Raw genomic sequence first — 13,460 nt, 5'->3', positions numbered from 1 at the left:
TGCGATGAAAAGAAAACTTTCCTGGATGTGTGCAGTAGCGGTGGGCATGTGCAGCTGGTATCCACTGGTCTCTTACGCGGCGCCGGCCGCGGTGGCGAACGCTGCCCCTGGCGTTCAGCCGCAGGCCGCGACCCCGGCTGCGCCGATCGTGGTGGGCGAGCCGACGGCGACCCTCGCCGAACCGACCGCTCCGGCGGCGGTGGCCGAGAACGTGCCGCAGCGGGAGGTGAAGCTGAGCTTTGCCACCATCGCGCCGCCGCCCGGCAGCATCGTGCTGCGCGGCTCACGGCCTGACGCGTCGGTCGAATTCGGCATGCGCAGCGATGAGCTGGTCGCCAACGCGCTGCTCAATCTGGAATACACCCCATCGCCCTCGCTGCTGCCCGTGCAGTCGCAGTTGAAGGTCTATCTTAACGATGAGCTGATGGGCGTCCTGCCCGTCACTAAAGAGCAGCTGGGGAAAAAGATCCGCGCGCAGCTGCCGATTGACCCGCTGTACATCACCGACTTCAACCGCGTACGGCTGGAGTTTGTCGGCCACTACCGCGACGTCTGCGAAAACCCGGCCAGCAGCACGCTGTGGCTGGACGTCGGACGCGAAAGCTATCTGGATCTCACCTACCAGTCGCTGAAGGTAAATAACGATCTGTCACACTTCCCGGTGCCGTTCTACGATCCGCGCGATAACCGCCCGCTGAAGCTGCCGATGATTTTCCCGGGCTCGCCAGCGGTCACCCAGCAGCAGGCGGCGGCGATAGTCGCCTCCTGGTTCGGCAGCAAGGCCGGCTGGCGCGGCCAGCAGTTCCCGGTCTATTTCAATGAACTGCCGGATCGTAACGCCATTGTCTTCGCCACCAACGACAAGCGTCCGGACTTCCTGCGCGATCATCCGCCGGTCAAGGCGCCGACCATCGAAATGATCGACAACCCGAACGATCCCTACGTCAAGCTGCTGGTGATTTTCGGCCGCGATGATAACGACCTGCTGCTGGCGGCGAAGGGGATTGCTCAGGGCAATATTCTGTTCCGCGGCAGCAGCGTCACCGTGGACGGCATCAAAACCCTGCAGCCGCGTCAGCCTTACGACGCGCCGAACTGGGTGCGCACCGACCGCTCGGTCACCTTCGCTGAGCTGAAAACCTATGAGCAACAGCTGCAGTCCAGCGGCCTGGTGCCGGATGCCATCACCGTGGCGCTTAACCTGCCGCCGGATCTCTATCTGCTGCGGGCCAACGGCATCGATATGGATCTGAAATACCGCTACACCATGCCGCCGGTGAAGGACAGCTCGCGGATGGATATCAGCCTCAACGACCAGTTCCTGCAGTCGTTCAGCCTTAACAGCTCCCAGGACGTGAACAAACTGATCCTGCGCCTGCCGGTGCTGCAGGGGCTGCTGGACGGCAAATCGGAGGTCACCATCCCCGCGCTGCGTCTTGGGGCGGTCAACCAGCTGCGCTTTGACTTCCAGTATATGAACCCGATGCCCGGCGGCTCCATCGACAACTGTATTACCTTCCAGCCGGTGCAGAACCATGTGGTGATTGGCGACGATTCGACCATCGACTTCTCGAAGTATTATCACTTTATCGCCTTGCCGGACCTGCGCGTCTTCGCCAATGCGGGCTTCCCTTACAGCCGTATGGCCGACCTCTCCGACACGCTGGTGGTGGTGCCGAAGGCGCCGACCCAGGGCCAGGTGGCGACGCTGCTGCAGGCGCTGGGGGGCATCGGCTCGCAGACCGGTCTGGCGGCGATTAATCTGCAGATGACCGACGATGGCAACCAGATCAAGAATAAAGACGCGGATCTGCTGCTGATCGGCGCGATCCCGTCGTCGCTCAAGGACGACACCAAAATCAACCTGCTGGTCGAGGCGACCAAAAGCTGGGTGAAAATGCCGATGCGCCACTATGACCTGGCGAGCATTTATCCCGACGATGAGGCCCGCACGCCCAATACCCGCACCGACATTACCTCTTCCGGGCCGATGGCGGCGGTGATTGGCTTCCAGTCGCCGTATAACGATCAGCGCAGCGTGGTGGCCCTGCTGGCCGACAGCCCGCGCGGTAATGAACTGCTGACCAACGCCCTCAACGACAGCGGTAAGCGGGCAGCGATGTTTGGCTCGGTGGCGGTGATCCGCGAATCCGGCGTCAACAGTCTGCGGGTGGGGGATATTTACTACGTGGGTCATCTGCCCTGGTTCGAGCGCATCTGGTTCGCGCTCTCTAACCACCCGATACTGCTGGCGATCTTCGCCGCCATCAGCATTGTGCTGCTGGCATGGGTGCTGTGGCGCATGCTGCGCATCATCAGCCGCCGCCGTCTTAGCCTGGATGATGAGTAAACCATGATGAAAGTACTTTGTGGCGCGGTGCTCTCGGCGCTGCTGCTGGCGGCGGGCCAGGTGGGCGCCGCCTGCCAGTGGCCCGCCTGGGAGCAGTTTAAACAAGCGTACGTCAGCCCCGAGGGACGGGTGATTGACCCCAGCGATGCGCGCAAAATCTCCACCTCGGAAGGACAGAGCTATGGCCTGTTTTTCGCCCTGGCGGCCAACGATCGCGCAGGGTTCGACAAACTGCTGACCTGGACGCAGAACAACCTGGCGGAAGGCGATCTGAAACAACATCTGCCGGGCTGGCTGTGGGGCAAAAAGGACGATGAGCAGTGGACCCTGCTGGACAGCAACTCGGCGTCCGACTCGGATCTGTGGATAGCCTGGGCGCTGCTGGAGGCGGGCCGCCTGTGGCAGCAGCCGCAGTACACCGAGACCGGTAAAGCCCTGCTGGCGCGGATTGTCGCTGAAGAGACGGTGGCGGTACCGGGCCTCGGCACGATGCTGCTGCCGGGAAAAGTCGGTTTTGCCGATGACAGCGGCTGGCGGTTTAACCCCAGCTATCTTCCGCCGCAGCTGGCCACCTACTTTGTGCGTTTTGGCGCGCCGTGGCCCGCTCTGCGCGACAGTAACCTGCGCCTGCTGCTGGAGACCGCGCCGAAAGGCTTTACCCCGGACTGGGTGCGCTATGAGAAAGGGAAAGGCTGGCAGCTGAAAACCGAAAAGCCGCCGATCGGCAGCTATGACGCGATTCGCGTCTACCTGTGGGTGGGCATGCTCCATGATGGCGATAAGCAGAAAGCGCGTTTGCTGCAACGCTTCGCGCCGATGGCGGCGCAGACCACGGAGCAGGGGGTGCCGCCGGAGAAAGTGAATATCGCCACCGGCAAAACCAGCGGTCAGGGGCCAGTGGGCTTCTCCGCGGCAATGCTGCCGTTTTTACAGGACGACGAGGCCCGGTCGGTGCAACGCCAGCGCGTCGCCGATAACTATCCCGGCGCGGATGCCTACTACAGCGCAGTTCTGACGCTGTTCGGCCAGGGTTGGGATCAACACCGTTTTCGTTTCACGGCGAGTGGCGAATTACAACCTGACTGGAACCAGGAATGCGCAAGCTCTCACTAAGTTTACTCACGCTGTCCCTCGGCGTTGCGCTGCTGCCGTTAGCGCAGGCGGCGACGACGCCTGCCCAGGAGCATCTGCTGGAGCAGGTGCGCCTCGGCGAGGCCAGCAATCGTGAAGACCTGGTGCGCCAGTCGCTGTACCGTCTGGAGCTGATTGATCCCAACAACCCGGAGCTGATTGCCGCGCGAATGCGCTATCTGCTGCGTCAGGGGGATGCCGCCGGGGCGCAAAAAGAGCTGGAACGACTGACGAAGCTGGCGCCGGACTCCCCGGAGCTGAAGGCGTCGCGCAATGAGATGAAAAGCAACACCGGCGAGGGCCGCCAGGCGCTGCAGCAGGCGCGACTGCTGGGCGTGGCCGGGAAGGTCGATGAAGCCATCGCCGCCTATGAAAAACTGTACGGCGGGGTGCCGGATGACGTTGACGTCGCCATTGAATACTGGACGCTGGTGGCGCGCCTGCCGGCCCGCCATAGCGAAGGCGTCAGCCAGTTGAAAAAACTGAACGCCAGCGCGCCGGGCAACGTCAGCCTGCTGACTTCGCTGGCGAAGCAGATGTTCGCCGATAACAAACCGCAGGAGGGGTTCGCCTATCTGGCGGAGATGGCCCGATCGGCCTCGGGACGCGGTATCGCCGCCGATATGTGGTTCAGTGAGGTGAAAAGCATGCCGGTGAGTAAGGCCAGCGTGCAGGCGTTGCAGCAATTTCTTCTGCAGTTTCCCACCGGCTCGGTGGCGGCGAACGCCCGCGTTCTGCTCGACCAACAGCAGGCGCAGCTGCAGGATCCGACTTTCCGCGCCCGCTCGGAAGGGCTGGCGGCGGTCAAGTCCGGGAATACCACGCAGGCGGTCGCGGATCTGCAGAAAGCCGTTCAGGCCGACAGCCGCGACAGCGACGCGGTGGGCGCTCTCGGCCAGGCCTATTCCCAGCGCGGCGACCGCGCGCGGGCAGTGGCGCAGCTCAGTAAAGCGATTGCCATGGACCCTGACAGCCCGAACCGCGGCAAGTGGGACAGCCTGCTGCAAACTAACCGCTACTGGCTGCTGATAAAGCAGGGGGATAACGCCCTGAAAGCCGGCCAGCTTTCGCAGGCGCAGAACTATTATGCCCAGGCGCAGCGGGTCGATCGCACCGACAGCTATGCCGTGCTGGGGCTGGGGGACGTCGCGGCGGCGCGCAAAGAGGCGGCGGCGGCGGAGCGCTATTACCAGCAGGCGTTGCGCCTGGATCGCGGCAATAACCTGGCGGTGCGCGGCCTGGCCAACCTCTATCGCGCCGAATCGCCGGAGAAAGCCAGCGCCTGGATCGCCGGCCTCCCTCCCGCTCAGCGGCGCAGTATCGATGATATTGAGCGCAGCCTGACTAACGACCGGCTGGAGAAACAGGCGCAGGCTCTGGAGAGCCAGGGCAACTGGGCGCAGGCGGCGGAAGTTCAGCGTCGGCGCCTGGCGCTGGATCCGGACAGCGTCTGGATAACCTACCGTCTGGCGCGGGATCTGGTCAGCGCCGGCGAACGCCAGGAGGCCGACGCGCTGATGCGGACGATGGTCAACCGCCAGCCGCAGGACGCCGAACGGGTCTACGCCTCGGGACTCTACCTGTCGGGGAACGACCAGGACGATCTGGCTCTGGCGCAAATCGCCGCTCTGCCGCGCAGCGCGTGGACGGATAACATTCGTGAACTCGAAGCGCGCCTGCAAAGCGACCGGGTGCTGCGCCAGGCCAACCAGCTGCGCGACAGCGGCGACGAAGCGGGGGCGATCGCCCTCATCAAACGGCAGCCCGCCTCGGTGCGCTATGATCTGACGCTGGCCGACTGGGCGCAGCAGCGCGGCGACAGCCAGACGGCGATTGCCAACTATCAGCGGGTGCTGCGTCAGGAGGCCGACAACGGCGATGCGCGCCTCGGCCTTGCGGAAGTCTACCTGGCCGAGGGCGATAAACCGGCCGCCCGGGCGCAGGTCATGCAGCTGAAAGGCGCAGAGACCGAATCCATGAACATGCAGCGGCGGGTGGCGCTGGCGCGAGCTGGCCTTGGCGATACCGCTGACGCGCAACGGATTTTTAATCAGATTGTGCCGCAGGCGAAGGCGCAGCCGCCCTCGATGGAGAGCGCGCTGGTGCTGCGCGATGCCGCGCGCTTTGCCACCCAGAGCGGGGCGCCGCAGCAGGCGCTGACGCACTACCGGGAAGCGATGGTGGCCTCCGGCATTACCCCCGCGCAGCCGCAGGATAACGATACTTTTACGCGGCTGACGCGCAACGACAGCCATGATGACTGGCTGAAGCGTGGGATCCGCAGCGATGCCGCCGACCTTTATCGTCAGCAGGATCTGAACGTCACCCTGGAACATGACTTCTGGGGTTCCAGCGGCACCGGCGGCTATTCCGACCTGAAGGCGCATACCACCATGCTGCAGGTGGATGCTCCGCTGGCGGATGGCCGGATGTTCTTCCGCACCGACCTGGTCAATATGGATGCCGGCAGCTTTTCCACCCACAGCGACGGGAGCTACTCGCCCAGCTGGGGCACCTGCGGGGAGATCGCCTGTACCAGCGGCAGTAAAAATCAGACCGACAGCGGGGCCAGCGTGGCGGTCGGCTGGAAGAATGACACCTGGAGCGGGGATATCGGCACCACGCCGATGGGCTTCAATGTCGTCGATGTGGTGGGGGGGCTGAGCTACAGCAGCGACGTCGGGCCGGTGGGGTACACGGTCAACGTCCACCGGCGGCCTATCTCCAGCTCGCTGCTCTCCTTTGGCGGGCAGAAGGACAGCAGCAGCCATACCGGCGCCACCTGGGGCGGCGTCCGCGCCGACGGCGGCGGCCTGAGCCTGAGCTACGATCGCGGGGAGGCTCACGGCATCTGGTCCTCGCTGGGCGCCGACTCGCTGACCGGTAAAAACGTGGCGGATAACTGGCGCGTGCGCTGGATGACCGGGTACTACTACAAGGTCATCAACGAGAATAATCGTCGCGTCACCGTCGGCCTCAACAATATGATCTGGCACTACGACAAAGATCTCAGCGGCTACACCCTCGGCCAGGGCGGCTATTACAGCCCACAGGAGTATCTCTCGTTCGCCGTGCCGGTGACCTGGCGTCAGCGCACCGAGAACTGGTCCTGGGAGCTCGGCGGGTCGGTGTCATGGTCCCATTCGCGCACCCAGACGCAAGCCCGCTATCCGCTGCTGAACCTGATCCCGTCCGACTACCGGCAGCGCGCCAGCGAGCTGACGGAGGAGGGGAGCAGCAGCCATGGATTCGGTTACACCGCCAGAGCGCTGGTGGAGCGGCGGGTGACCAGTAACTGGTTCGTCGGCGCCGCGGTCGATATTCAGCAGGCGAAGGATTACACCCCGAGCCATGCGCTGCTTTACGTCCGCTACTCGGCGGCCGGCTGGCAGGGGGATCTGGATATGCCGCCCCAGCCGCTGGTGCCCTACGCCGACTGGTAGCAGAATAGGCTGAATTACGTTACAGAGCGCCACTCCGCGACGCGCTTCGCGTATACTCGTGAGGCGTTGCCCACCGTTGGCCGTCGGGGATGTATCCCGGCGTCCGCGCCACCGCGCGGAAATATCCCGTCACTTCATCCCTCGCGGGCGTGGGCGAAGGATTTAAGTATATAATCAGCCTGAAACGACCGGGATTGAAGGATTGATACCGGGTATGTATTCAGTATCAGTGGAGAACACCGTTGCGCGTCAGCCGTTCACTTACAATCAAACAGATGGCGATGGTCGCGAGCGTGTCCATGGCCTTTGTATTGGTTTTTTGTACTATTTTGCTGTTTCACTTTGTGCAACAGAGTCGCTTTACCACGGCCACGCAGTTAGAAAGTATCGCGCGATCCGTTCGCGAACCGCTGTCTGCGGCTATTCTGAAAGCCGATATTCCGGAAGCGGAAGCCATTTTAAGCCGTATCCAGCCTGCTGGCATCGTCAGCCGGGCGGATGTGGTATTGCCGAACCAGTTCCAGGCGCTGCGGATGCGATTTATCCCCGAGCGGCCGGTGCCGGTAACCGTCACCCGGCTGTTTGAGCTGCCGGTGCAGATTTCGCTGCCCATTTATTCGCTGGAGCGGCCGGCCAACCCGCAGCCGCTGGCCTATCTGGTGCTGCAGGCCGACTCCTATCGCATGTATAAATTCGTCATGAGCGCCCTTGCTACGTTAGTGACTGCTTACTTGCTTCTGGTGCTGATGCTGACGGTGGCGCTCACCTGGTGCATCAACCGGCTGATGGTTCGCCCTCTGCGGCGTATCGCCCGCGAGCTGAACGATCTCTCCCAGCAGGAGCGTCTTGGCCATCAGCTGACCCTCCCGCGCCTGCACCATGACGACGAGATCGGTATGCTGGTGCGTAGCTATAACCGCAACCAGCAGAGCCTGGTCCGCCAGCATGATGAGCTGTCCATCCAGTCGACCCGCTTCCCGGTCTCCGAGCTGCCGAATAAAGCCTTTTTGCTGGCGATGCTGGAGCAGACGGTGGCCCGCCCGCAGAGCGCCGCGCTGATCGTCGTCGCCTGTGAAACCCTGCAGGACGCCGCCGGGGTCCTCAAGGAGAGTCAGCGCGAAATGCTGCTCCTGACGCTGGTGGAGAAGCTGCGGGCCGCGATCCCGCCGCAGATGGTGCTGGCTCAGGTGAGCGGGTATGACTTCGCGATTCTCGCCGATGGCCTCGCCGAACCGTGGCAGGCGGTAACGTTAAGTAAGCAAGTGCTCACTATTATTAATGAACGTTTACCGCTGCATGGGCTGCAGCTGCGCCCCTACGCCAGCGTCGGGATCGCCATGTTCCACGCCGGGCTCAGCGCCGAGCAGTTTTACCGGCGCGCGGTGTCGGCCGCCGTCACCGCACGACGTAAAGGCAAAAACCAGATCGAATTCTTCGATCCCGAGCAGATGGAAAAGGCTCAGCGCCGCCTGATGGAAGAGCACGACATTATGACCGCGCTCGATAACCAGCAGTTCGCGATCTGGCTGCAGCCGCAGGTGGCCTGCGCCAGCGGCGAGATCTGCGGCGCCGAGGTACTGCTGCGCCAGCGGCAGGCGGATGGCAGCTGGTCGCTACCGCCGTCGCTGATTGAGCGCATTGAGTCCTGCGGGCTGATTATCCCGGTCGGCTACTGGGTGATGGAAGAGGCCTGCCGCCAGCTGGCGGCCTGGCAAAGCCAGGGGATTATGCTGCCGCTGTCGGTCAATGTTTCGCTGCTCCAGCTGCTGGAGCATGACCGCGGCGAGGAGATGCTGAAGCTGATCGCCCGCTACCGCATCGCCCCGGGCACCCTCATCCTCGAGGTGACGGAGAGCTGCCGGATGGACGATCCGCAGGATGTGATGGCCCGGTTGCGCCCGCTGCGCGAGGCCGGGGTGCAGATTGCGCTGGATGATTTTGGCATGGGTTATGCCGGGTTGCACCAGCTGCAGCAGATGAAAGCTCTGCCGGTGGATATTCTGAAAATCGATAAAGTATTCATCGATATGCTGCCGGAGGATGTCAGCATGGTGCCGGCGATGATCCAGCTCGCGCGCGGCCTGTCGCTGCGTATCGTGGCGGAAGGGGTGGAGAACGACGCCCAGCGCCGCTGGTTGCAAGCCGCCGGCGTCGAGGTGCTCCAGGGCCATCTGTTCGGTTGCGCTTTGCCGCAGGAGGCATTCAGCGCGCGCTATCTCTCCCCGGCCCGGGAGGATGAAAATTTGTAAATGTTTTGTTGACTTGTGCGAGTCAGCTCAAAGATTTTAACAATTGCGTTGCACTTTCAGCGTTAGTTATTTCTGAAATGTTTCCAGGGTGTTATTTTTAAGCCACAGACGTCAAATATCCCTTCTTGCTCTGTGGTTATTCCCAAAGGACACCCTATGAAAACCTCTATCTTTAAAAGCCTCTATGTCCAGGTGCTGACGGCCATAGCGATCGGTATTCTGCTGGGCCATTTTTACCCGGAACTGGGCGCGCAAATGAAACCCTTCGGCGACGCCTTCGTTAAGCTGATTAAAATGGTGATTGCTCCGGTTATCTTCTGTACCGTCGTGACGGGGATCGCCGGGATGGAAAGCATGAAAGCCGTCGGCCGTACCGGGGCGGTGGCGCTGCTCTATTTCGAAGTGGTCAGCACCATCGCGCTGATTATCGGTCTGATTATCGTCAACGTGGTGCAGCCTGGCGCCGGGATGAACGTCGACCCGTCGACGCTCGATGCGAAAGCGGTGGCGGTGTACGCTGAGCAGGCTAAAGATCAAGGGGTAGTGGCCTTTTTACTGGATGTGATCCCGGGCAGCGTCATTGGCGCCTTCGCCAGCGGCAACATTCTGCAGGTTCTGCTGTTCGCCGTCCTGTTTGGTTTTGCCCTGCACCGTCTGGGCAGCAAGGGCCAGCTGATTTTCAACGTCATTGAAAGCTTCTCCCAGGTTATCTTCGGCATTATCAATATGATCATGCGCCTGGCGCCGATCGGCGCCTTCGGAGCCATGGCCTTTACCATCGGTAAATATGGCGTCGGCACCCTGGTGCAGCTGGGGCAGCTGATCATCTGCTTCTATATCACTTGTATCCTGTTCGTGGTGGTGGTGCTGGGGAGCATCGCCCGGGCCACCGGCTTCAGCATCTTCAAATTTATCCGCTATATCCGGGAAGAGCTGCTGATTGTGCTGGGGACCTCCTCATCAGAATCGGCGCTGCCGAGAATGCTCGACAAGATGGAGAAGCTGGGCTGCCGTAAATCGGTGGTAGGCCTGGTGATCCCGACCGGCTATTCGTTCAACCTCGATGGCACCTCTATCTATCTGACGATGGCCGCAGTCTTTATCGCCCAGGCGACCAACAGCCATATGGATATCTTCCATCAGATCACCCTGCTGGTGGTGCTGTTGCTCTCCTCGAAAGGGGCGGCAGGGGTGACCGGCAGCGGCTTCATCGTGCTGGCGGCGACCATCTCGGCCGTCGGTCATTTACCGGTGGCTGGTCTGGCGCTGATCCTCGGTATCGACCGCTTTATGTCCGAAGCCCGCGCGCTGACTAACCTGGTGGGTAACGGCGTTGCCACGGTGGTGGTGGCGAAATGGGTGAAAGAACTGGATGCCAAACAGATGGATGACGTTCTGAATAACCGTGTTCCGGCGAACAAAACGCACGAATTATCCTCTTAAATCCTCCTCTTAGGCCCGTACTCCCTTGCTGGAGTACGGCCTCCTGCGCATAATTAGAGGTCATTCCCGCCCGGTGGGAATGACACGAAATGATTATTTTACGTTGTCATGCGACATTTTCGTCTCCGTGTGGTCTAACCGACGTATTTCACTCTCACTTTTTTCGGCAGCCCGTCAGTGGGGTGCTGTTGTAACCAGGAATGTTCATCAGGGGTTCACATGCAGGGCACAACAATTAAACTCTTAACGGGCGGTTTGCTGATGGTAGCGGCGGCCGGTTATGTGCAGGCAGAAGCGCTCCAGCCTGATCCGGCCTGGCAACAAGGGACCTTAGCGAATGGTTTGTCGTGGCAGGTATTGGCCACGCCGCAACGTCCCAGCGACCGTATCGAAGTCCGTTTGTCCGTCAATATTGGCTCGCTGAGCGAAAGCACTCAGCAGAGCGGTTTCAGCCGCTTTATTCCCCGCCTGGCGTTGACGCAAAGCGGCAGCCTGCCGACGATGCAGGCGCGCTCTTTATGGCAGCAGAGTATTGACCCGAAGCGTCCTCTGCCGCCGGCCATCGTCTCCTACGATTACACGATGTTTAATCTCAGCCTGCCCAATAACCGCAACGATCTGTTGAAAGAGGCGCTGAGCTGGCTGGCGGACGCCAGCGGTAAACTGGCCATTACGCCTGAATCGATCAATCATGCGCTGCAGGGCAGCGACATGGTGGCGACCTGGCCACTGGATACCAAAGAGGGTTGGTGGCGCTATCGCCTGAAAGGGTCCACCATGCTGGGCCATGACCCCGCCGCGCCGCTGAAGCAGCCGATCGACGTGGCTCAGCTGAAAGACTTTTATCAAAAATGGTACACCCCCGACGCCATGACGCTGATCGTGGTGGGGAATGTCGACAGCCGCAGCGTTGCCGAGCAAATCAATAAGACCTTTGGCGATCTGAAGGGCAAGCGGGAAACCCCCGCAGCGGTGCCGACCTTATCGCCGCTGCCTACCGTGCCGGTCAGCATCATGACCAACGCGGTGCGTCAGGACAAACTGTCCATCATGTGGGATGCGCCATGGCAGCCGATCCGCGACTCCGCGGCGCTGCAGCGCTACTGGCGTGACGATCTCGCCCGTGAAGCGCTGTTCTGGCACGTGCAGCAGAGTCTGAGCAAAAATAACGTGAAGGATATTGGCCTTGGCTTTGACTGCCGGGTGCTATATCAGCGCGCGCAGTGCGCCATCAACATCGATTCCCCGGGCGAGCGCCTGAACAACAACCTGAGCGTGGTTTCGCGCGAGCTGGCGAAAGTGCGGGACAACGGGCTGCCTCAGGAGGAGTTTGACGCGCTTATCGCTCAGAAAAGCCTCGAGCTGCAGAAGCTGTTTGCCACCTATGCGCGCACTGACACCGACATTCTGATGAGCCAGCGCATGCGCTCCCTGCAGAATCAGGTGGTGGACATCGCGCCGGAGCAGTACCAGAAGCTGCGTCAGGAGTTCCTCAACTCCCTGACGGTGGACATGCTGAACCAGTATCTGCGCCAGCAGCTCTCGCAGGACATGGCGCTGGTGCTGCAACAGCCGAAGGGCGAACCGGAATACAATATGAAGGAGCTGCAGGCCACCTGGGAAAAACTGATGGCGCCGAATCCGGCGGCCACGGCGGCTAGCGGCAGCGCCGATACGGTTGACGCCCACAGCGAGGCCAGCGACATCCCGCCGGGGCAGTAACCTAACGCCTCTCCGACGCGCCAGCGGCGGCCGGAGAGCGCTTTGTGCGGAGAATTACTGCGGCATCGCTTCCCGCGGGATGATCGCCCCGCGATACTGGATCACCGTGCTGGCGGTCAGGTGTCCGCGTCTGGCGGCGGATTCGGCATCGCCGCCGGTCAGGCGAACGGCCAGGTAGCCGGCGCTGAAGGAGTCTCCGGCGGCGGTGGTATCCACCACCTTCTCTTTGACCAGCCTGACGGCCGGCACTTCCCGCAGCGGTTGCCCGCTAACCGAGACCAGGCAGGCTTCCGCGCCGCGCTTCACCACCACCTCTTCCACGCCGGCGGCGTGGGTGCGGGCGATCACCTCAGCAACCGGTTTTTCTCCCCACAGCGCGTCTTCATCATCGAGGGTCAGAAACGCGATATCGGTGCAGGCGAGCATCTCCTGATAGACCTGCTGCGTTTCCGCCTGGCTGGCCCACAGGCGCGGACGATAGTTGTTGTCGAAGATCACCTTGCCGCCGTTGGCGCGGCACTCACGCAGCAGCGTGAACAGCTTGTCGCGGCTGGCCGGGCTGAGAATGGCGAGACTGATGCCGCTCAGATAGAGATAGTCGAAAGTGGCCAGCTCTTCGCAAATCGCCGCCGCGCGATCGCTCTCCAGCCAGAACTTTGCCGCCGCCTCGTTGCGCCAGTAGTAGAAGGTGCGCTCGCCGGTGTCATCGGTTTCAATGTAATACAGCCCCGGCAGGCGGTCGGCCATCCGCTGGATAAGATCGGTGTTGACGTTTTCCTGTTGCCAGCTGTCGAGCATCTGCTGGCTGAACGCATCGGTTCCCAGGGCGGTGACGTAGTGGACGCTCAATGCGCTGGCATCCGTCTGCCGCGCGATATAGACCGAGGTGTTTAAGGTATCGCCGCCAAAGCCGCGGTTAACGGCCCCGTTTTTCTCTGACAGCTCAATCATGCATTCGCCAATAACGGCAATTTTTTTAGACATAGCCAGAACCTGCAATGGAATCGATATAAGCGCTAGTGTGCGCTGCGCTGTTTTGCTGGTCAATCATATTAAAACATCGTTCCATTATTTTTTTGACCTGACGCGCGTAATGTGACGAAAAGCGCATTTCCAGGATAA

The 13,460-nt window shown here is 61.6% G+C and carries 7 protein-coding genes; 6 read left to right on the top strand and 1 reads right to left on the bottom strand.

All coding sequences use genetic code 11. The features are described from left to right. The first annotated feature begins 4 nt into the window (after positions 1-4). The 6 genes from bcsB to RRF55_RS04970 all read left to right on the top strand — a co-directional run bounded on the left by bcsB (position 5) and on the right by RRF55_RS04970 (position 12,338). The gene (gene bcsB, locus RRF55_RS04995) at positions 5-2,350 is read left to right on the top strand and encodes a cellulose biosynthesis cyclic di-GMP-binding regulatory protein BcsB (protein ID WP_004194769.1); all 2,346 of its coding nucleotides are present in this window, start codon (positions 5-7) and stop codon (positions 2,348-2,350) included. A 3-nt stretch (positions 2,351-2,353) separates the two neighbouring features. Then, positions 2,354-3,463 carry a cellulose synthase complex periplasmic endoglucanase BcsZ gene (bcsZ, locus tag RRF55_RS04990; protein WP_004151431.1) on the top strand — a complete coding sequence of 370 codons (1,110 nt, stop codon included), beginning with the start codon at positions 2,354-2,356 and terminating at the stop codon, positions 3,461-3,463. Further along, positions 3,445-6,924, top strand: a complete 3,480-nt coding sequence (bcsC, locus tag RRF55_RS04985; RefSeq protein WP_032415787.1) for a cellulose synthase complex outer membrane protein BcsC — start codon at positions 3,445-3,447, stop codon at positions 6,922-6,924. Before bcsZ ends, bcsC begins: the two co-directional genes overlap by 19 nt. A gap of 242 nt (positions 6,925-7,166) precedes the next feature. Beyond that, positions 7,167-9,173 (top strand): biofilm formation regulator HmsP, encoded by a 2,007-nt coding sequence (hmsP, locus tag RRF55_RS04980; RefSeq protein ID WP_032415786.1) that lies wholly within the window; start codon positions 7,167-7,169, stop codon positions 9,171-9,173. A gap of 156 nt (positions 9,174-9,329) precedes the next feature. Then, positions 9,330-10,616 (top strand): dicarboxylate/amino acid:cation symporter, encoded by a 1,287-nt coding sequence (locus tag RRF55_RS04975; protein WP_002921438.1) that lies wholly within the window; start codon positions 9,330-9,332, stop codon positions 10,614-10,616. A gap of 219 nt (positions 10,617-10,835) precedes the next feature. Then, positions 10,836-12,338 carry a M16 family metallopeptidase gene (locus RRF55_RS04970; protein WP_002921436.1) on the top strand — a complete coding sequence of 501 codons (1,503 nt, stop codon included), beginning with the start codon at positions 10,836-10,838 and terminating at the stop codon, positions 12,336-12,338. 54 nt (positions 12,339-12,392) lie between these two features. Here RRF55_RS04970 and RRF55_RS04965 read toward each other — a convergent pair whose 3' ends face one another. Next, on the bottom strand, positions 12,393-13,322 hold the full coding sequence (locus RRF55_RS04965) for a sugar kinase (RefSeq protein ID WP_032415784.1): 930 nt from the start codon (positions 13,320-13,322) through the stop codon (positions 12,393-12,395). Between the last annotated feature and the right edge of the window lie 138 nt (positions 13,323-13,460).

It is taken from the genome of Klebsiella sp. K47 (genome assembly GCF_051858335.1).
Classification (GTDB): Bacteria; Pseudomonadota; Gammaproteobacteria; order Enterobacterales; family Enterobacteriaceae; genus Klebsiella; species Klebsiella pneumoniae.
This window is presented reverse-complemented; position numbering and strand designations above follow the sequence as displayed.